Source organism: Sorangium sp. KYC3313 (assembly GCF_052075895.1).
GTDB lineage: Bacteria > Myxococcota_A > Polyangia > Polyangiales > Polyangiaceae > Sorangium > Sorangium cellulosum_B.
In genome coordinates, this window is record NZ_CP197255.1 from 3,423,685 (window position 1) to 3,442,858 (window position 19,174).

The window sequence follows — 19,174 nt, forward strand, 5'->3', positions numbered from 1 at the left end:
GACGATGTCGTCGGCGATTGCCGAGGGCGCTGGTACGGCTGGATGACCCCGGGTTAACCTCGACCGATGACCACCGCGGACCACGGGGAGCACATCCTGGCGATGCGGCCGCAGCGATGAGCGAGGACGCCCCCGGCGCGGCTTCGCCCGAGCGACGCTGCAAGGTCGAGGTGCAGGACGCCCGCCGCGACAAGCGCCTCCTCGGGTCCGTTGTCGTCGCGTCGCTCGTCGGCACGTTCGCCGCTCCGTGGGGGCTAGCCGCGCTCGGGATGGAGACGGCCTCGCTCTTCGCCGCGCTGATCGGCCTTGGCAGCTATTTCGCCAGCGCGCTGTCGTTCGCCGGCGCGGACCGCGGACCGGGCGAGCGCCGCCTCCGCGACGGCAGCGTGACGATCGAGGGCGAGCGGCTGCTGATCGCGGAGGGAGCGAAGGAGAGCAGCCTGCCGCTCGCGCGCCTCGCGGGCGGCTGGACGGAGCGGACGCCGAACGGCCACGCCGCGGTGCTGTCGTTCTCGGATGGGCGCGTCGCCGCCGTCGAGCAAGCCTCGGAGGAGGAGGCGATCGACCTCTTGTCGCGGGCCGGGGCGGGGGCGCAGGCGCGCGCGGTGCGGATGCGCACGTACCGCGAGGACTCCAGCGGTCGCAAGATCGCGGGCTGTCTCCTGGCCTTCTTCGTCCTGATCCTCGCCCCGGGTGCGCTGGCGCTGCTGATCCTGCTGTTCACGGCCATCGCAAAGTGGTCACTCGCGCCCCTCGTTCCGATGGTGGCCATGGGCGGGCTGGCGCCGCTCCTGGGCGTCGCGGCCTGGCTCTGGTCCAAGGTGACGCCGAGCTGGGTGCATATCGGCACCGACGGCGTGATGGTCAAGAGCGCGTTCCGGCGGCGGTTCCTCCCGCACAGGGCCATCGTCCAGGTCGCTCTCACCCACGGGGGCGTTGGCGGCGCCTATCATTTCGTGAAGATCGGCCTGCAGCACGGCGAGTCGATCACCGTCCCGGCGGCCAGCCCCGCCGAGGCCACGGCGCTGATCGAGCGTATTCAGGCCGCTCAGGCCGCCGTCGCGATGCAGGATCGGGCGCGGCTGCTGGAGGTCATCGCGCGCAATGGCCGGCCGCTGGCCGAGTGGAAGAAGGCGCTGGGGTCGCTGGTGGCCAGGACCGGATACCGGACGGCGGGGAACGATCTCGAAGAGGTGCTGCGCATCGTCGAGGACGGTTCGGCGCCGCCGGAGCAGCGCGTCGCTGCGGCGCTCGCGGCGCGCCCGCACGGGGGCGAAGCGGCGGAGAAACGGATCCGCGTCGCCGCCGAGGCGAGCGCCGAGCCGAAGCTGAGGCTGGCGCTGGAGAAGGTGTCCGCGGGGGAGGACGAGGATGATCTGCTGGAGGAGATCGGCGCCGGGGACGCCCGGAAGGCGGCGGGATGAGCGGTGTCATCTGACCGGCACGCGGCGACGCCGGTGAGATGAACGAAAAGCTCGTCAAGCCGCCAGAAGCAGATTGCAACGCCAGCGTGCCAAGGGAGCGAAGGAGGAAATATTCCCTCTTGCCTTTTGGCGTCTTTGCGTCTTTGCGCCTTTGCGTTCAATTCTTCCTCCCCCTCCGACCGGCGCTTCAGGCCACCTCGCGCCCCGCGGGTCAGGCGCGACGAGCGCTTTCAGAGGGCCAGGGCCCTCTCTATATCTTCATGGAACAGGCCGCCTGGGCAGGGTGAACGTCCCTGCGACGCGCGAACGGCGGTTTCTGTGGGGCTATCCATCATAGGAGGGGGCGATGGCAGGATTGCTTCCGGAGTTCCGGAGGTTCATCGACTACGTGTCTCTTGTCTCCTGGAGGCGGGGGCTGCGCCGGGAGCTGCCGGGCGACAGGTTCATGGCCGAGGTGGTGAGGACGGTCGACGGCGACACGCTCCGCGTGCGCGACGAGAACGGCGTGATCCATCCTGTCCGTATGCTCTCCATCGATACGCCGGAGACGCACTTCCTCGGCGCCTCGCAAGGTCGCTGGGCCGAGGTGGCCGCCGAGCGGCTGTCCGAGCTGGTCCCCGACGGCGCCGAGGTCGAGATCCAGACGGACGAACAGCCGTTCGACGCCTACGGTCGCGTCCTCGGATACGTCCTGTCGCGGGGTCGGCTCATCAACCTGCAGATGCTGGAGGAGGGCCTGGCGACGACTTACATCGTCGCCCCGAACCTCCGCCATGCGCGGGAGTTCTCCGAGGCCGCCCGGCGGAGCTTCACCGAGCGCCGCGGCATGTTCGGCGACCCCAGCGTCCTGCTCCCGTACGAGTTCCGGTGGAGGATGCGAGGCCGGTCGAGCGCGAAGCTCGTCGGCAGCCTGTCCCGAGGCGAGGTGTACGATCTGGCGGAGCGGGAGCGGGTCCCCGTCTGGGATCGGGTGTTCTTCTTCCAAGCGAAGGACGTCAAGGCGCCGTTCTTCCGCGTCAGGCCGGAGCGGGGCGAAGAGGGCGGCTGAACGGACCGCCGTGGGGCGCGCGCGCTCGCGGCGCGGGCCATGATGCCACGGATCGTGGCAGTTTGCCTCGCGCCGGCGCGCACATCGGCTGGACGGAGCGCGCTCGTGCGCTCTGTGGGCACGGTGATCCGCGCTGGCGCGAGGCGTGCTCGTTCGCCGATCCGAGCGAGGGGGCACGATCTCCCGCGCAAATTGCCCCGCTCCGCGCCTGATCAGGAACGGAGCGCACAGCCGGCGTGCCCTTGGCACAGGAGTCGCCTGCGGGCGGAACTGCTCATGGCGCCTCGGCTGTATGCCCGGCGAGCCGCCATTCGTGTGCACCGGGCGGGAGCTCCGCGCGCCGGGAGGCGGGGCGCTCGGCCGGCCATTTCTGACGACGTACCCCTCGTGAAGGAGCCGCTCGTATGCCTGTGAGGAGAATGGATATCACGTGCATGGTGGCGTGCACTGCCGCGCTCTCGCTCGGCCTCGTGCACTGCGCCTCGACGCCCGGGGTGGTACCTCTGGAGCCTGACAGCACCCGTGGCACGCCGCCGGGGACGCCCGAGGCGGTCGCGCCGGCGGGCCCGAGGGCGCCCATGAACGCGTATCCGCCGCCCGGCCCCGCCACGCCGCGCACGAGCTACCTGCCGGTCGACGACAAGGAGCCGTTCGCCGCTGTGATGGCCCGGATGAAGGCCGACAAACCCGCGGTGATGAAGCGCCACCAGACGCTGCTCGATGCGCGGTACGACCTCTCGAACCGCCCCGCGCCAGGCGTCACCATGTCGCGCGGAAAGGCCGTCCAGGGCGGCGTCCGCGTGAAGCTCGAGAAGGGGACGACGTGGGAGTCGCTGGCGGCGCTCACGCCCGACGCCATCCGGGACCAGGGGCTCTGGCCGCAGGGCTTCCTGCCGCTGCCCCACCCGAACCAGCCGGAAGGCGGGATGGTCTTCCCGAAGCTCCAGATCGAGGAGCTGAAGCGCCAGACGGGGAGGGATCTCACGCGCTTCGATCTCGACTTCGATATCCCGGATCACCTGATCTCCGAGTTCCCGCCGCCCATCTACCTCACGACGCGGCCTGACCTGGGCGACGTCTCCAAGGGGCAGCTCGTCACGATCGACAACTTCTACGAGCTCTTCAACGGCATCCTGAACCCGAAGCAGCTCGAGGGGCTCCGCCTCCTCGTCACGCCGTTCCCGCAGATGCAGTTCAACGCGACCGCGGACCGGCGCTCGGAGAAGGCGAGCCTCGGCGTCGCCTGCTTCGACTGCCACGCGAACGGGCACACGAACAACGCGACCCACCTCGTGGGCGACATAAGGCCGCAGGAGTTCCGCCACCGCCTCGACACCCCGACCCTGCGCGGCGTGAACATCCAGCGCCTCTTCGGCTCGCAGCGCGCGCTCAAGACCGTCGAGGACTTCACCGAGTTCGAGCAGCGAGCGGCGTACTTCGACGGCGACATCGTCATCGCCGTGAAGAAGGGGATCAACATCCTGGACCGGGGGCACCAGGTGCACCCGATGGCCGAGTTCCAGGAGATCCTCGACTTCCCCCCGGCGCCGAAGCTCGCGTTGAACGGGCGCCTCGATCCCGCGAAGGCCACGCCGGAGGAGCTCCGCGGAGAGCAGATCTTCAACGGCAAGGGCCAGTGCGCGACGTGCCATGCCGCGCCGTACTACACCGACAACCTGATGCACAACCTGCGGGCGGAGCGCTTCTTCAAGCCCGTGCTCATCAACGGACGGATGGCCACCGCGGACGGCCCCATCAAGACGTTCCCGCTGCGCGGCATCAAGGACAGCCCTCCCTACCTGCACGACGGGCGCCTGCTCACGCTGGAGGACACCGTGGAGTTCTTCAACCTCGTGCTCGGCACGAAGCTGACGGCGCAGGAGAAGGCCGATCTCACGGCGTTCCTCCGGGTGCTCTAGGAAGGCAGCGGCTACCGGCGCTCGCGGGGGCCTTTTCCTGCCGCGGCTCCGCAGGAGAGGCGCGCTGCGATGCCGTCGAGCACGCAGTCGAGACCCCTGTCGAATGAGGCGTCGGCCGGCGGGTGGGTGGCGTCCTTGACCACCTTGGCGAGCGTCGGGAAGCGGCCGGTGGCGATCATCCGGCGGATGTACGCCTCCGACGCCCGCTGCCATTCGGTCTGATCCATGCCGCTCGCGACCTCGGCGCGCAGCTCGTTGGCCTCGGCGCGGATGGCGCCGATCACGTAGGCGTTGACGGTCCTGACCGCCATCATCACGGCGTCGATGTCCTCGAAGCCCGGAGCGCCGCTCAGCGCGGCGAGCGAGGCCTCGAGGTGCGCGAGGGCGTTCGGGCCCAGATGGGGACGGCCGCCCAGCAGATCGATGAACCACCCGTGCTCCGTGGCGACCCGACGGGTACGGTGGGCGATCGTCCGGAGGGCCTCGCGCCAGCCGCCGGGGATCGGCCCCGCGGACGCCATCTCCCCGTACACCGCGTCCACCATGAGCTCGAGCAGCTCCTCCTTGGTGTCCAGGTAGCCGTAGAGGCGCATCGGGCCGGCGTCGAGCGAGGCCCCGATCTTGCGCAGGGACACCGCGGCGAGGCCTTCCGCGTCGGCGAGCGCGATGGCCGCGCGCACGATCCGCTCTCTGCTCAGCGGCCCGGGAGCGGGACGGAGCGCCGGCTCCGGGCGCTCCCAGATGAGGGAGGCGTCGGTCGCGTGCGGTTTCTTCTGCCGTGCGGTCATCGCTCGTCTTGTCCTTTTCCGCATCGGACCCCGGTTGACAACAAATCCTGAACGATACACTGTATCGTAGTGATACACTGTATAAAAGGACGGTTTTCATGGAACTAGAATCGACGCCGGTGCTCGTGGTCGGGGGCAGCCTGGTTGGCCTGTCGGCCGCGGTGTTCCTGGCCTGGCGAGGTGTGCGCGCGGTGCTGGTCGAACGGCACGCTGGCAGCTCGCCGCATCCACGCGCGATCGGCTACACGCCGAGGACGCTGGAGCTCTATCGCGCGGTCGGGCTGGGCCAGCACATCCCGCAGGTGCCGCCCGGCTTCCGGCTGCGCCGGGCTCGGGTCGAGAGCCTGGCCGGGGCGTGGTTCGAGGAGGTCCCGTGGACGCCCGGGGAGCAGGGGGCGCCCGCGATCGAGCGCTCGCCGTGCGCGGGCGCCGCGATCGCCCAGGATCGTCTCGAGCCCAGGCTTCGAGACAGGGCGGTCGAGCTCGGCGCCGACGTGAGGCTCGAGACCGAGCTGACCCGCTTCGAGCAGGACCCAGGCGGCGTGACCGCCTGGCTGCGTGAGCGCGACGGGCGAGAGGTCGCGCTGCGCGCTTCCTACCTGGTGGCGGCGGACGGCCACCGCAGCGCGATCCGCGAGGCGCTCGGGATCGGCCGCGCCGGGAGAGGGCACATCCGGACGGTGCGCAGCGTCCTCTTCCGGGCTCCGCTCGAGGAGTACCTTCGAACGGGGGTCACGCAGTTCGCGATCGAGCAGCCGGGCTTCAGCGCATTCCTCACCACCTACGGCGATGGCCGCTGGGTGCTGATCTTCTGGGATGACGAGGAGCGCGACGCGGCGACGTTGAGAGCGCTGATCTCCAGGGCGATCGGCAGGGCTGACCTGGAGATCGAGATCGTCACCACCGGGCGCTGGGAGATCAGCGCCCTCGTCGCCGATCGATTCATGTCCGGCAGGGTGTTCCTCGCCGGGGATGCCGCGCACACGCTGCCGCCCAACCGGGGCGGTTACGGCGCGAACACCGGTATCGAGGACGCCCACAACCTTGCGTGGAAGCTCTCCGCGGTCCTCTCCGGCGCGTCGGCGCCGGATCTGCTCGACACGTACGACGCCGAGCGGCGCCCGATCGCGTGGCTCCGGCACCACCAGATCTTCGCCCGCGAAGACTACAAGGCGCATGCGGGCGGGACCGCCGGAGGCGCGCCGATCCTCGACGACGACGCCATGGAGCTCGGGCAGCTCTACCGATCGACGGCGGTGCTCGGCGCCGGCGACGGGCTCCCGCCGGCGTTGCGGCCCGAGCAATGGGCGGGTCAGCCCGGCACGCGCGCGCCGCACGCGTGGGTGGTGAGGGGCGGCGAGCGGCTGTCGACGCTCGATCTGTTCCAGCGACGCTGGGTGCTGCTCACCGAGGACGCGCGGTGGTGCGCGGCCGCAGCGCAGGTCGGTGAGCAGCTGGGCATCGAGCTCGAATGCATCCGCATCGGCGCGGAGGTGCTGCCATCCGATGAAGGAGCGTTCTCTAGGGCGTTTGGCCTCGGTGCCGGGGGAGCGTCGCTGGTCCGCCCGGACGGCTACGTGGCCTGGCGCTCGCCCGACCTGCCGGCGGATCCGGCTGGCGCGCTCGCCGATGCCCTCGGGCGGGTGTCGTCCGCCGCGCGCCGCACCGGCGAGCGCGACGTCCTCAGTTAGGTGGTCGCCTGAGCGCGCTCGCCGGACGAGCTGGCGAAATCAGCGGCGAAGCGGGCCGGCCACCGGGTGATGACCTCGGTGCTCCGCCCCGTCATGCCCGGAGGCGACTGCGCGGCTCAGGAGTGCGGCAAGATCAGGTGGGTGGTCGGCCCGGTCCGAGGCGCCGTGGCCGGCGCGTCGAGGGATCGTCGAGCTGGCCTGGGGGACGCTCGCCTCCAATCCCGGTCCGGCTCACCTCAGGTAGTCGGAGATCGCGTCGTACCAGCGGCCCGCCATCCGGGCGTAGCCGGCCTTGTTGGGATGGACCCCGTCGCCGAGCTCGGACGTGGGGAAATCCTTGAACTGATCGACGAAGAGGACGTGCGCGCCCTTGCTGGCGCGCGCCTCGACCAGCGCGGGGATCTTGGCGTTGTACGTGTTGACCGCGCCTGCGCCCATCGGGAAAGGAATGATGTTGCTCACGACGATCAGCGCGTCGGGCGCCTCGGCGATCAGCTCGTCGATGAGCGCGCCCAGGCGGGTGTCGGCGCCGTTCGGCTCTCGATACATGTCGTTGGTGCCGGCGTGGAGCAGCACGATGTGCGGCATCTCCCGGAGCCCCGGGGTCGGTATACGATTGGCGATCTGCTGGATCGTCTCTCCGCTGATGCCCTCGTGATTGCGGGGGAACGGCTTGCCATCGACCATCGCGGGGCCGTTCCCCGGCTGGCTGCCCGTGAAGGTGACCTCGTGGCCGTCTTGCGTGGCAAGGTGGAAGAGCTCGACCCGGTACCCGCCGTCGAAGCCGAGACCGACGGTGATCGAGTCCCCGAGGGGCAGGATCTTGCAGGCGCCCGTCGCAGGGCAGGGCTGGAACCCTGTATCGGGCGAGCCCCCGCTTCCGCTGGATGCTTCCGCTGTGCTGCCGCTCCCTCCTGCGCCTCCAGCCCCGCTGGCGCTGCTCGAGCTCGAGCTGCTGGAAGAAGCCCCACCGCCCGAGCCGCTGGTCGCCGTCGTCGTGCTGCCAGCTCCGCTCGTGCTCGAGGAGACGCCCGACCCCTCACCCGTGCTCGTCGTCTGGGGGCCGCCGGAGGAAGAAGCCCCTCCTCCAGACCCACCCGAGTCTTCGGGCGACCCATCAGAAGCGCTGGAGCAGGCCATGGAACCGACCAACAGCAGGCCCACGAGCGGAATCCCACGGGCAAAGGTGCCGAATGCGCCACGGCGGACGAGCAGCGAAGAGGTCGAGGTAGACATGTGAGCCCCGCTCCCGGTCAGCGACCGAAGAAAATTGTGTTGTAAGCAGAGGGGGCGGGAGCTCGGCGCAATGCCTGACCACCCGCACAGCCTTTGCGAGGAAGTGAAGGGAAGGGTACGTGGCGCTCGCAGCGAGGTCGTTCAAATTCCCGGCGAAGGTTTTCAGGATCCCGACGCGCGGGATCCCATCCACCCGGCGCCAGCGCGCAGAGATGTGTGTGCGCTCACATGCCTGGCGCACGAGGGGCTTGACCCCCGTGTTCCTCGACGCCGACGATGCTCCGGGGCGATTCAGGCATGACCGCGGAGTTTTCAGCGAAGTACGGCGCGGCCCTGACCGGATCGGACTGGGTGGGGCTGCCCCTCCGGATCGGGTACGTGCCCGAGAGCGGCCGGCTCGAGGGGCTCTCGGCGGAGAGCGATGCGGTTCTGGTGTGGACGGGAGGCCCCTCGCAGGTCGACATTCGCTTCGCGGAGCCGACCTCGGGCGAGGTCCGGGAGCATTCCTTCGAGCGGCTCTCGGGAATGATGGACCTCTTGCCGCGGAGGACCAGGCTGCACAGCGTCGCGTGGCGGGGGCGGCCCTCCGTGTGCACGTCGGTGAACTTCCCCGAAGCATCCATGGTGGCGCTCTGTGCGTCTCCGTCCGCCGTGCTGGTCCCGGAGCGGGAGCCGCGGTTCGGTCTGGTCGACGCCCATGTCGTCGACCTGGTCCATCGCCTGCAGGCGCAGGCGGAGGGGCAGGAGTACTTCGGGGCCGTCTACGTGCAGTCGCTCTGCCTGGCGCTGGCTTCGTACGTATCGGCGCGGTACGGAGCGGGATCAGGGGCGGAGATCTCGCTGCGCAACGCGAGCCTCTCGAGGAGCCAGCGAACTCAGATCGAAAGATTCGTGGACAGCGAGCTCTCCTCGAACTTCGGGCTCGTCGACCTGGCGGGGCTGGTCGGCTACTCGCCGGACCATTTCTCGCGCTTGTTCAAGAGCGCCTTTCACCAGACTCCCCACCAGTACGTCATTTCACGCCGCATCGAGAAGGCGATGACCATGCTCCAGGACGAGCGGCTGTCCATCGCGGAGATCGCGCTGGAGTGTGGCTTCTCCAATCAGGGGCACCTCACCACGGCGTTCAAGCGCCGCACGGGGACGACGCCGGGCGCCTATCGAAAGAAGTGATGTCCCGGCCGGCGATCACTGGACCAGCGGGGCCGGTGGGCCCTCGGCTTCATCCTGAGAGCCATCGAGCATCATGCCCGGATCGACCGGCGCCACCGGGCTTCGCAGGGCGAGTTGCCGCTGGAGCAGCTGCTTGGTCCGCAGGACGCCCGACACCGAGCGGATGAGGCTCCGGTGATCCGCGCCGAAGTCGAGCCGCGGCACCGAGAACGGCGCGTCCGCGGAGCTACGGAACCCGCTGACCGTCGCATGGTCGCCAGGCCAGTTGGTCACGGCTCCCAGGAAGCCGAGCCGGCGAAGCGTCGCGCACTCGCGAGGACCGAAGTCCGTCCCCTCGTGCCCGTTCGGATAACAGAAGATGGGGACCGGGCGCCTGGCCTCGGCGCGCAGGCGCGCCCAGGACACGTGGATCTCGTGCTTCGATTGCGCGTCGCTCGTCCTGGAGAGCACCGGATGGGTGACCGTGTGCGGACCGAACGTGATGCCGCGCGCCTCGCACGCGCGGACGTCATCCCACGACATGGGCGCGTACCGCGCGGGAGGGCGCGCCGGGAGATCGACCTCGGCCGCGGCGGCGAGCCGCTGGATGGCGCGGAGCTTCTCGGTCTCGGGCACGCGCTTGCAGCGCTCCATGAAGCGCCGCGCGAGCAGCGCCCGCGGGACGCCGTCGTCCAGGCGGATGACGTGGCGGAGGCCGCCCAGCATCACGCTGAGCTCGCGGCGCCGCGTCGTCTCGAACACGTGCTCCACGCGGTGCCACCAGCACCACAGATGGCCGTCCAGATAGCCGCTCACCACGAAGATGGTGGCCGGGCAATCGAACTCCGCGAAGATCGGCGCGGCGACCGTCGCCTGGTCGATCGTGCCGTCATCCATCGTGAAGGCGACGGCCCGGTCGATGGGCGGCTCCTCGCCCGCGAGGCCTCGGAACACCCGCTCGAGCGACACGAGCGAATACCGCTCGCTCCTCAGGAACTGCAGCGCGCGCCGGAGGGCGCGCGGATCCAGGCCCTCGATCCCGCGATCCGGGTCGGCGAGCCGATGCATCACGATGATGGTCGAATGGCCGTGCATCATCGGTGTGAATGGCCGCGTCGCCCATGGCGTGGCCAGGAGATCGGAGAGCCATCGCGTTGCGTTCGACATGAGTCGTCCCCCCTTGAGAGCGTTTGAAAGCAGCAGCGGTCGGCGACGGCGGCGCTCCGCCGCCCGATCAGCTCGCGAGCGGCGCCGGCGAGCGCGACGACGGGTGATCGCCGAGAGCATGCCCGCCGTGGCGGTGTGGGGCGGCGGTGGTTGCGCGCGGCGTCTGGTCCGCGCCCCAGATCCGGGCGAGCAGCGTGCTCGGGCGGACAGCGGCGACACGCCGCGAATGCCGCAGGAGCAGCCGCGCGTACAGCTCCATGTAGCGCTCGGCCATCTGGATGGCGGAGTAGCGCCGGAGCGCGAGCCTCCGGCCGCTCCGGCCCATCTGCGCGGCGCGGGCCGGATTGGCGTGGAGCTCCGAGAGCCTCGCGGCGAGCGGCGTTACCTCGTCGGACGGCACGAGGAAGCCCGTCTCCCCGTGGACGAGCACGGTGGACACGCCGCCCACGTCGGTCGCAACGACCGGAAGCCCAGCGGTCATCGCCTCGAGGAGCGCGAGCGGCAGGCCCTCGGAGAGGGACGGCAGCGCGAACACGTCGAACGCGGCGAGGAGCGCCGGCACGTCGTGGCGCTCCCCTGTGAACAGCACGCGCTCGGACACCCCGAGCTCTCGCGCGAGGGCGTCGAGCCGCCCGCGCTCGGCGCCCTCGCCGACGAGGAGCACCCGTCCGTTCCGGGGCAGCGACGTCGCGGCGGCGCGCACGAGCAGCGCGTGGTTCTTCACGGGAGAGAGGCGCCCCACGCTCCCGACGACCCAGGCGTCTCGTGGAATCGCGAGATCGGCCCGAACCCGCGCCCTCGCCGCCGGGTCCGGCGCGAACCGAGATAGATCGATGCCGTTCACGACGACATGCAGCTTCGGCGGGTCGACCTCGCGCCGGCCGAGGACGACCGCGGCGGTCGGCTGCGACACCGCGACATGAGCATCGACGAACGCGGACGCGGCGCGGAGCAGCCAGCTCCGTCCTTGCATGTCCTGGGACACGCCGTGCTTCGTGTGGATGACGGGGACCCGGTGCAGCCATCCGGCGGGCGCCGCGTAGACGAGCGAAAGGTGGTTGTGCGCGTGGACGAGCGTGACGCCCTTCGTCGCGAACAGCGCGGCGAGGCGGGCGGTGAGCGCCGCGTCGAACCCCGGGCATTTCGGCACGAGGTGCACCTCGACCCCGCGCCGCCGGAGCTGCTCGGCGCGCGGGCCGTCGGGATCCTCGGCGATCGCGACCGCCAGCACGTCATGACCCGCGGCGCGCTGGGACGCGGCGAGATCGACGACCACCTGCTCGGCGCCGCCGGTCTGGAAGCTGCTCACCACGTGCGCGATGGCGAGCCGCCGGTAGGTCCGTGGATCCTTGAGATCACGAGCCTCGATACCGCAATCGGTCCGTACCACCATACCCCTCTCCCCCCATCGAGTAGACTGTCGATCTCTCGACTCGACCGCTCATCGAGCGCTAGAATGCCTCGACGTCCTCCCGCCGCGCCGTGGCTCTCCGGTACGGAACACACCGTCCAGGGCATCGCAAGAGCGAAACCGGGACGGATGGGGCCTCGACCTGGCAGATCGACACGAGCGCTGCAACACGCCGCATGACTACATTGCGGACGGCAGGGGCGCGATTCGAATACACTATACGTCGAGTTCGCGAACTGACAAGCACATCGCACAACAAACGAGAAGACCGGAGTACGGGGGCTGCACAAGCTCGAAGAGGACATGGGCCGTGGCGCCCAAGCGTGGTGATCCGTCCCAGTCTTCGCCTGGTCACCTCCCGCGAGGGCGACTTCTCACCGGCCCAGGAGCCCGTCGAGCGCCCGCGTGGGCGGCCCGGTCGCTGGTCTACAAAGTCGTTCGTTTTCGCCAGGTTACAAAAATCGTCGCCGGCCGGTCACGAAAGGTGAGCCGCGCCTGGCTCGCCTGAGCACTGTAGAGGGCGGGTCGGGGGGCGGTCTGGGATGGAGCGTGCTTGGCGGCGGTTCGCCCTGCGGCGGCGCCGCGGGTGACTTCGGATCATCGCCTCCTCACGGAACATGGGACACCGCGATGGATATCGCCGGACGGAGGACACCTCGATGCAGATCGCAGACGGCGCAGCCGCGCGCGTCTGGGGGGGCTGCGCCGATAGCGACCCGCATCAACGGCTGCGCGCCGGTGCTTCGCGGAGGTAGTCGAGCAGCCGGGCCTCGTCGCTGCCGATCATCCGATCGATGCCGTCCTCGCGGAAATGGCGCTGGATCTGCAGCGCCCCCGCGGTCGTCCGCACGAGGATGGCGACGCGCCGGAAGCGGCCCATCACGGGCGGCCGAATCCGCTGCATCGCCGCCTCGAACTGCGGGTCGTTCCGCCCCACCGCGGCGCGCAGATCGATGAGCAGACACAGCCGATGGCGGTCGACCCGGTCGAGCGCGCGGCTCACTTCCATCCACAGCTCCTCGAACTGCGCGACAGACTCGGACGGCACGGCGCTCCTCGTGACCCGTGCGAGCTGCGCAGCCGGGTCGATCATCACCGTGTGGTGCGCGTTGCGGAGGAGCTCGAGCATGGCCAGCGACCATTCTATCAGACCCAGAGCAGCGGAGCGAGCGAGCGAGCCGAGCACCCCGGGTGGAGCAGCCGAGTTCGCCGACGCTGCCTGGCTCGCTCTTCGACGCCGCCGGAAGAGACGCCTCCGACACGTACTGGAAACCCGCTCGGCGAGCCCCACCGCGTGAATCGCGCTGACGCGGAGTGGCAGATCCTGAACAGGAGCGGCGAGGGATGCGCTCGGCCGGCGGAACGGCCCAGGGGCCTCAGCGCTTCTCCGGGTGACGCGGGCCCGCGCGGCGCCGGCGCGCCGATCCGCTCACCGGATCGCGAGCGGGATGCCCGGTGATCCGGACGCGCCCCGGAGGGGCAGCGGGCTGTAGACGTAGAAGAACTCGTAGGGGCTCTTGTGGCCGTGGGGCCGCTGCTGGAGCTCCGCGGCCAGATCCGCGGCCAGCTCCGAGAGCACCATCACCTCGTGCATGAAGATTCCGCTCTTCACCAGCAGGTGATGGTGCACCGGGAAGACCACCCCCGGCGCCACCGGAGCCTTCGGCGGGGTGACCTCGATGCCGAAGTTGTCCGACCCGACGCAGGCGATGCCCTTCGATGCGAGCCACTTCGCGACCTCGAGCCCGATCCCCGGCTGGGCCAGCCCCACGCCTGGCTGCGTGTAATACCCCTCGGTGCCGAGCTCCCAGTTCTCCTCCCAGCCCGTGAAGATCAGCACGACGTCGCCGACGCCGATGTCGCGCTCGTCCATCTTCTGCGCGCGCAGCGTCTTCATCACCATGGGCAGCGTGATCTCCTGGCCGAACGCGAGCGTCTCCCCGCCGTTCGCGTAGCGCTTGACGTCGAGGAGCACGCCGCGCGTGACGAGCGGCTTCACCTTCTCGACGCCGAGGTGCGCGAGCCCGTCCTCCGTGAGGATCTCGGCGCCAGTGAACTGGTTGTAGAAGAGCGCGTCGGCGGGGTCCGTGCTCCCGGGCGGGATGTAGCCGAAATGGCCCAGCGCGTCGAACTCGGTCCCCATCTGGCCGAACTCGCCGTGCATCACCTCGGAGTTCGTGACCTGCTGCTGGATGACCGCGGTCGGCCCGGCCTCCACGGAGAGCCCCTGGTTGCCCGGGAACGTCGGCATCCCCGGCTCGTAGACGTGACCCAGACGATAGACCTTGCCCTCCTTGATCAGGCGCTTGCCCTCGAGGACCTTGTCCGGCGTCTGCGTGTTGGAGGCGCCCGCCTCGTCGTCAGGGCCCCACGGCGAAGGGCCGGGCACCGGATCGTACCCCTGCAGCATCGGCACGCCGCGGGCCAGCGCGGCCCCCGCGACCAGGCTGACGGCCATGGTCACCACGATCGCGCCACGTAACGGCATCACTCCAGGCTTCATAGGCAACCTCCTGGGTCACATCGCACGTTGTACCGACAGCGCTTCGCGCTCCCGTCATGGGCGCGGGCGCATGTCATCACTAGAGTACACCGTCAGGGGCGCCTGAAACCTGCTCTTCCGAGGTCGCCGCGGGCTCCGCCGATGCCGTGAAGGCCCTGTGCGTACCCGCGTACACCCGGTCTCTCGGTGGGAGCGCGCTCGGTCACCAGCGGAGCCGGCGCCCGAGCGCGTAGGCGATGCCGCTCTCCAGGGTCCCTTTGGTGATGATGCCGCTCAGATCGGCGCCCATCGTCGTGAGCGTCTGCGCGATCTGCGGCTTGATCCCGGTGAGCACGACCCGGGTGCCCAGCAATCCCGCGGCGCGGGCCGCGTCGACGAAGGATCGCGCCACGCGCTCGTCGACGACCTTCACCCCGGTGATGTCGAGGATGGCGATCTTGGCCTGTCGGTCGGCGATCCCTTCGAGCAACGTCGTCAGGATCCGCTCGGCGCGCGCGGGGTCGACGCTCCCGACGATCGGCATCGCGACGACGCCGGGCGCCAGCGGCAGGAGCGGCGTGATGAGCTCCTGGATCGTCGCCTGGTGCATCTCGATGAGCTGCCGCTGCATCTCCGCGCGCTCGGCCTCGGCCTGCTTGGTCCGGCTGATGTCCACCGAGATCGTCCCGACCGCGTAGATCTCCCCCTCGGCGTCGCGGATGGGGAACTTGGTCGACAGGTAGGTGCGCGGACCGTTCGGATAGACGAGCACCTGCTCGGATGCGCCCGGGCGTCCGGCGGCCGCCACCTCTTCATTGGCCTTTCGTATCGAGGCGGCCGCGGGCGCCGGGAGAAGGTCGTAGACGACCCGCCCTAGCAATTCCTCGCGGCTCATCTTGTAGAACGACTCGATTTCGCGGTTCACGAGGAGGAGCCGGCCCGCGGCGTCCACCGCGACCACCATGGACGGCGTGTATTCGAGGAACGCATGGAGCAGGCTCTCGCTCCGCTCGAGCATCTGCTCCGTATGCTTGCGCGCGGTGATGTCGTGCGCCGACCCCAGCATCCGCCGCCCCGGTCCCTCCGGATCGCGGCCGAGCGCGACGCCTTGCTCGAGGAACCATCGCCAGCCGCCGTCGCGACCGCGCACGCGGTACTCCACCGTCGCCTGCTCCCCGCTCTCCGAGGCGGCCACGCGAGCCCGGTACTCCTCGATGCGGCCGATATCGTCCGGATGCACCATCGAGGACAGGCCGTCGCCGCGGGGCGAGCCTGCCGCGGCTCCGCCGCCCTCTCCGACGAGATCGGCGAGCCCCCGGTTCCAGTAGACGTACCGCCCCTCATCGAGATCGAGCACGTAAACGAGGCTGGGCAGCGCGTCGAGCAAGCGCTCCGGGAAGCCGCGGCCGGCCTCCTCCAGCTCGGCGACGCGGGAGCGCAGGCGCCGCACTTCCTTCTGCAATGCGTCCAGCTCCGCCTCGAGCGCCACGGTCTTCTGCGCGTCCATCGGCCTTCCAGGGCGAGGTTATCCCAGTCTCGGGCTGAGGTGGATCACAATTTTCCCGGGTGTCCTGGCTCCAGCAGCGAGGAGACCTAGCCCGCAGCAGGCGAGCTGCGGTGTCAGGCCGGGAGGGCCGTATCCCGGGCCGCCAGCCGCCGGCGGCGCGCATCGCGGAGGCGCCTTGCCGGCGAGACGGCCAGCGCGAGCGCGAGGGCCATGATCGTGGAAGCGCTGCGCGTCGGCTGACCTGGAGCGCCAGTGCGGCAGCCGCCATCCCCGCCGGCGTCGGCCCCAGGACTGCCTGTACCAGCGGACGCCGTGCTGCTGCCCGCGTCCCCGCCGCCGCCCGCGACACTGCTGCTCGCGCCGCCGCTCGCCGCTCCTCCGCCTGCGCTGGCGCTCGCGCCGCCCGACCCGGTATCCGCGGTGCCGCCGCCGCCCGAGCCAGCGCTCCCCGCGCCGCCGGCGCCGGAAGCCCCGGCGGTCTCGGTCTCGGCCAACCCGGTCTCGAAGCAGCCAAAATCCGGAGCGGAGCCTGCGTAGGGCAGCCCGACGTCGACGCCCTTGTCGATGGCGTCGCTGTCCGGCGCGAGGCGGAAATTCGTGAGCACGGGCAAGCTGCCGTCCGCCTGTCGCGGAGCCCCTAGCCCCATTTCCGACGGATTTTGAAAGTCCGCGTCCGAGACCGTGACACCCCCCGCCGTCCAGGAGTTGTTCGCGTCGTCGGCGCCGTTGCGGTTCGAGAACAGCGTCCCGCCGAACGCCAGATTGTTCCGGTAAACCCCGACGGTGATGTCGTTCCCGTTCGAATCCATCCCGAGCATGTTGAAGTCGGGGCGATTGCCGTACGACGTGTTGTTGTAGAAGTAGAGCGTGCCCGGGTGGTGGTTCGCGTAGAACCCTGCCGCCCTGTTGAAGGCGGCGAGACAGTTTTGCACCGTGTGGGCCGCGGGCTCGGCCGGAAATCTCGCCGGATCGGCGCCGTAGCCTCCGCCCTTGAAGCCGTTGCCGTTGCCGATGCCGGTCTGCGTCCCCGGCTTGTAGCCGTTGTACCAGGCCCACGAGCGCTCGACGAGGCAGGCGGCGCCGGAGTTGATGAAATCGTAGCCGTCGTCCGCGTTCCACCAGGCGCGGCACCCTCGGAATACATTGCCGGTCTCCCCGGCGCCGACGTGACAGCCGAAGCCGTCCGCGCTCTCGCCCGCGCCGTTCGACGTGAGCTCGTCGAAGTTGTCGTGCGAGTCGCAGTTGAGCACGAGGTTGTTGCTGCCGCGCTGGAGGAAGATGCCGGCGCCCATGATGTGGTGGACGTCGAGCGCCTCGAAGATGTTGTTGCTCCCCTGATTCCACACGCCCCAGGACTCGTGGTTCAGGTTGTTGTTCTGGCGAACGCCTTTGATCTCGAGTCCCTTGAGGTGAATGTAATTGCCGGAGACGAGGATGCCCTTGATACGGCAAGAATCCCGGATGCCGTCGAAATCGAAGACGGGCTTCTCGCCGGGCGCCGCCCAGTACTTGATCAGGTTGCCGGCGCTCCCGCTCTTGTTCAGCACCACGCCGCTGATGGTCGCCGTCCCGCTCGAGCAGGTGGTGGTGCCCTCCGTGTACGTGTACGTGCCGCCTTTGAAGTAGAAGACGTCGCCGGCCATGGCCACGCTCTGCGCTTTGGCCATCGACGCGAACGGCGCGGCTTCGGTGCCGGCGTTCGCGTCGTCGCCGGCGGGCGCCGGGGCCACGTAGTAGTCCTTGGCCCACCCGCTCGTCGCAACGAGCAGCGGAGCGCCCAGCGCGGACAGCGAGAGAAAGAGTCGCACGTTCATTCTTGCACCAGCCCGAGGTCGTCGAGGTTGAAGCCCGCCGAGGCCGGGGGAAAGCACACCCAAGCGTATTGGAGGCGTCAAGCCCAAATTGCAGGACCTCCGGGTTGACAGGTCCAGCGTCTCTGCGATATCGGCCAGAGGTGCGCCGCCGGAGCACACGGGGCGTGGATCCATGCGACGATTCGCGATCTCTCGTTGGCTGATAGCGTGCCTGGCGAGCTGTACGTCGGCGCCGCCGTCCACGCCGGGGGACGGGGGCGTCGGGGGGCGTCCGCCCCCTGCGCCGGCGTGCCCGACCCAGAAGCTCGCGTTCACCAGGGAAACGGGGTGCGTGAACGATGGATCCCTGGAGTTTTGCCTGCCGTCGGACGACGCGGCGCTCCTCGCGCGCGTGCGGGGCATCGCGCCCGCGATCCGGGCCGGCTCGTCGAGGGGGCGCGCCAGGTGCGATGTGCCCGCAGAGACCCTGTACTTCTTCCCCACGGGAGACGCCGAGTGCACCGCGCGCCACGGCGCGCTCGAGGACGCGGCATGGGACCAGGTTTGTCGTATCGCCGCGCTGCCCGAGGTGCGGGAGATCGTGCCGACGTGGTACGAGTGAGCGCGGGCGGGCGCTCCTGCGCTGGCTCGCCGGCTGAGCGGCCTGGCCGCGCGGATCGCTGGTAGAACCGCGTCGCGGAGAGGGCCGCCCGCCGTCCCCTGGGCGTGCGAGGGTGAGCAACCCGATCACGGGCGCGCGAGGCCGGCCGCGCTGGAGTCACTTGACACCGCTCGGGGACGGCACCTTGTTCGCCGTGGCCCGCCCGGCTCATGCGCTCTCGGCGGAGCGCGTGGCGCTCGTCGCGGCGAGCGGGCACGCCGGTGAGGCGATGGGCTTCCAATTGCGATTGCGGTTACGGCGAAACTCCAGCTCCGGGAAGAGGAGGGTGCACACATGGCTGATCGCTGGCAGGACCCTGTTCATACGACGAGCTTCGGATTGCGATTGGTCGAGCCCTATACCCTGCGGGAGAACCGCGGCTCGTTCATCGGGCTCGGCATCGCCCTCGTGGTGCTCGGGGCTCTCGCGATCCTCATGCCCGTGATCGCCTCGCTGGTCACGGCGGTCGCCATCGGGGCCGTGCTGGTGGCGAGCGGCCTCTTCCAGGGCCTCCACGCCATCCAGCACCGGCGATGGGCCAACTCCGGCTGGTCGCTCGCGAGCGCCCTGATCCAGATCGTCGCGGGCGTCCTGATCGTGGCCTTCCCCTTGACGGGCACGGTCACGCTGACCTTGATCCTCGCGGCCTTCTTCTTCGCGGAAGGCTTCCTCAAGATCGTCCGCGCGCTCCAGCATCGCGAGATGCCGGCCTGGGGCTGGCTCCTGTTCGACGGGCTGCTCGCGCTGGCGCTCGGGGTCCTGATCTGGTGGCGCTGGCCGAGCACCGCGGCGTGGGCGATCGGGCTGCTCGTCGGCGTCAACGTCCTCGTCAGCGGCACGTCGATGTTGCTGATCGGGATCAGCGCGCGACAGCGGCCGGTGGCCAGCATGTGAC

The 19,174-nt window shown here is 69.9% G+C and carries 15 protein-coding genes; 7 read left to right on the forward strand and 8 right to left on the reverse strand.

Annotation, left to right across the window (positions count from 1 at the left end):
* Positions 1 to 17: 17 nt before the first annotated feature.
* From ACSRUE_RS13360 to ACSRUE_RS13370, 3 genes are all read left to right on the forward strand, one after another.
* Entirely contained in the window at positions 18 to 1,424 is a 1,407-nt protein-coding gene (locus tag ACSRUE_RS13360; protein ID WP_441291315.1) for a hypothetical protein, read from the forward strand.
* A 346-nt stretch (positions 1,425 to 1,770) separates the two neighbouring features.
* Positions 1,771 to 2,472 (forward strand): thermonuclease family protein, encoded by a 702-nt coding sequence (locus ACSRUE_RS13365; RefSeq protein WP_437764530.1) that lies wholly within the window; start codon positions 1,771 to 1,773, stop codon positions 2,470 to 2,472.
* Positions 2,473 to 3,050: 578 nt separating this feature from the next.
* Positions 3,051 to 4,391: a cytochrome B6 gene (locus ACSRUE_RS13370; protein WP_437769969.1), complete on the forward strand. Its 1,341-nt coding sequence runs from the start codon at positions 3,051 to 3,053 to the stop codon at positions 4,389 to 4,391.
* An 11-nt stretch (positions 4,392 to 4,402) separates the two neighbouring features.
* Here ACSRUE_RS13370 and ACSRUE_RS13375 read toward each other — a convergent pair whose 3' ends face one another.
* On the reverse strand, positions 4,403 to 5,179 hold the full coding sequence (locus tag ACSRUE_RS13375) for a TetR/AcrR family transcriptional regulator C-terminal domain-containing protein (protein WP_441291316.1): 777 nt from the start codon (positions 5,177 to 5,179) through the stop codon (positions 4,403 to 4,405).
* Positions 5,180 to 5,277: 98 nt separating this feature from the next.
* On the opposite strand from ACSRUE_RS13375, the gene ACSRUE_RS13380 reads away from it, so the two are divergent.
* Entirely contained in the window at positions 5,278 to 6,870 is a 1,593-nt protein-coding gene (locus ACSRUE_RS13380) for an FAD-dependent oxidoreductase (protein ID WP_441291317.1), read from the forward strand.
* Positions 6,871 to 7,101: 231 nt separating this feature from the next.
* Here ACSRUE_RS13380 and ACSRUE_RS13385 read toward each other — a convergent pair whose 3' ends face one another.
* Positions 7,102 to 8,034, reverse strand: coding sequence for an SGNH/GDSL hydrolase family protein (locus ACSRUE_RS13385; RefSeq protein WP_441291318.1), 933 nt, complete (start codon positions 8,032 to 8,034; stop codon positions 7,102 to 7,104).
* Positions 8,035 to 8,403: 369 nt separating this feature from the next.
* On the opposite strand from ACSRUE_RS13385, the gene ACSRUE_RS13390 reads away from it, so the two are divergent.
* On the forward strand, positions 8,404 to 9,279 hold the full coding sequence (locus ACSRUE_RS13390; protein ID WP_437764534.1) for a helix-turn-helix domain-containing protein: 876 nt from the start codon (positions 8,404 to 8,406) through the stop codon (positions 9,277 to 9,279).
* A gap of 15 nt (positions 9,280 to 9,294) precedes the next feature.
* On the opposite strand, the gene ACSRUE_RS13395 is transcribed toward ACSRUE_RS13390, so the two are convergent.
* The 6 genes from ACSRUE_RS13395 to ACSRUE_RS13420 form a co-directional block, all read right to left on the reverse strand.
* On the reverse strand, positions 9,295 to 10,425 hold the full coding sequence (locus ACSRUE_RS13395; RefSeq protein ID WP_441291319.1) for a polysaccharide deacetylase family protein: 1,131 nt from the start codon (positions 10,423 to 10,425) through the stop codon (positions 9,295 to 9,297).
* A gap of 67 nt (positions 10,426 to 10,492) precedes the next feature.
* Positions 10,493 to 11,818, reverse strand: coding sequence for a glycosyltransferase (locus tag ACSRUE_RS13400; protein WP_441291320.1), 1,326 nt, complete (start codon positions 11,816 to 11,818; stop codon positions 10,493 to 10,495).
* Between the two features lie 739 nt (positions 11,819 to 12,557).
* Complete coding sequence (locus ACSRUE_RS13405) at positions 12,558 to 12,965, reverse strand: hypothetical protein (RefSeq protein WP_441291321.1); 408 nt, start codon at positions 12,963 to 12,965, stop codon at positions 12,558 to 12,560.
* A gap of 300 nt (positions 12,966 to 13,265) precedes the next feature.
* Positions 13,266 to 14,339 (reverse strand): cyclase family protein, encoded by a 1,074-nt coding sequence (locus ACSRUE_RS13410; RefSeq protein WP_441291322.1) that lies wholly within the window; start codon positions 14,337 to 14,339, stop codon positions 13,266 to 13,268.
* Between the two features lie 202 nt (positions 14,340 to 14,541).
* Entirely contained in the window at positions 14,542 to 15,825 is a 1,284-nt protein-coding gene (locus tag ACSRUE_RS13415) for a PAS domain-containing protein (protein ID WP_441291323.1), read from the reverse strand.
* A 113-nt stretch (positions 15,826 to 15,938) separates the two neighbouring features.
* On the reverse strand, positions 15,939 to 17,633 hold the full coding sequence (locus tag ACSRUE_RS13420; protein WP_441291324.1) for a right-handed parallel beta-helix repeat-containing protein: 1,695 nt from the start codon (positions 17,631 to 17,633) through the stop codon (positions 15,939 to 15,941).
* A gap of 337 nt (positions 17,634 to 17,970) precedes the next feature.
* Here ACSRUE_RS13420 and ACSRUE_RS13425 point away from each other — a divergent pair, with 337 nt between their 5' ends.
* Positions 17,971 to 18,240, forward strand: a complete 270-nt coding sequence (locus tag ACSRUE_RS13425; RefSeq protein WP_441291325.1) for a hypothetical protein — start codon at positions 17,971 to 17,973, stop codon at positions 18,238 to 18,240.
* A 333-nt stretch (positions 18,241 to 18,573) separates the two neighbouring features.
* Positions 18,574 to 19,173: an HdeD family acid-resistance protein gene (locus tag ACSRUE_RS13430; RefSeq protein WP_441291326.1), complete on the forward strand. Its 600-nt coding sequence runs from the start codon at positions 18,574 to 18,576 to the stop codon at positions 19,171 to 19,173.
* The last annotated feature ends 1 nt before the right edge of the window (position 19,174 follow it).

Excerpts from the sequence above, each read along its gene's own strand:
- ACSRUE_RS13365 (WP_437764530.1), top strand. The coding sequence starts at position 1,771 with ATGGCAGGATTGCTTCCGGAGTTCCGGAGGTTCATCGACTACGTGTCT.
- ACSRUE_RS13370 (WP_437769969.1), top strand. The coding sequence starts at position 3,051 with ATGAACGCGTATCCGCCGCCCGGCCCCGCCACGCCGCGCACGAGCTAC.
- ACSRUE_RS13375 (WP_441291316.1), bottom strand. The coding sequence starts at position 5,179 with ATGACCGCACGGCAGAAGAAACCGCACGCGACCGACGCCTCCCTCATC.
- ACSRUE_RS13380 (WP_441291317.1), top strand. The coding sequence starts at position 5,278 with ATGGAACTAGAATCGACGCCGGTGCTCGTGGTCGGGGGCAGCCTGGTT.
- ACSRUE_RS13390 (WP_437764534.1), top strand. The coding sequence starts at position 8,404 with ATGACCGCGGAGTTTTCAGCGAAGTACGGCGCGGCCCTGACCGGATCG.
- ACSRUE_RS13395 (WP_441291319.1), bottom strand. The coding sequence starts at position 10,425 with ATGTCGAACGCAACGCGATGGCTCTCCGATCTCCTGGCCACGCCATGG.
- ACSRUE_RS13400 (WP_441291320.1), bottom strand. The coding sequence starts at position 11,818 with ATGGTGGTACGGACCGATTGCGGTATCGAGGCTCGTGATCTCAAGGAT.
- ACSRUE_RS13405 (WP_441291321.1), bottom strand. The coding sequence starts at position 12,965 with ATGCTCGAGCTCCTCCGCAACGCGCACCACACGGTGATGATCGACCCG.
- ACSRUE_RS13410 (WP_441291322.1), bottom strand. The coding sequence starts at position 14,339 with ATGAAGCCTGGAGTGATGCCGTTACGTGGCGCGATCGTGGTGACCATG.
- ACSRUE_RS13415 (WP_441291323.1), bottom strand. The coding sequence starts at position 15,825 with ATGGACGCGCAGAAGACCGTGGCGCTCGAGGCGGAGCTGGACGCATTG.
- ACSRUE_RS13430 (WP_441291326.1), top strand. The coding sequence starts at position 18,574 with ATGGCTGATCGCTGGCAGGACCCTGTTCATACGACGAGCTTCGGATTG.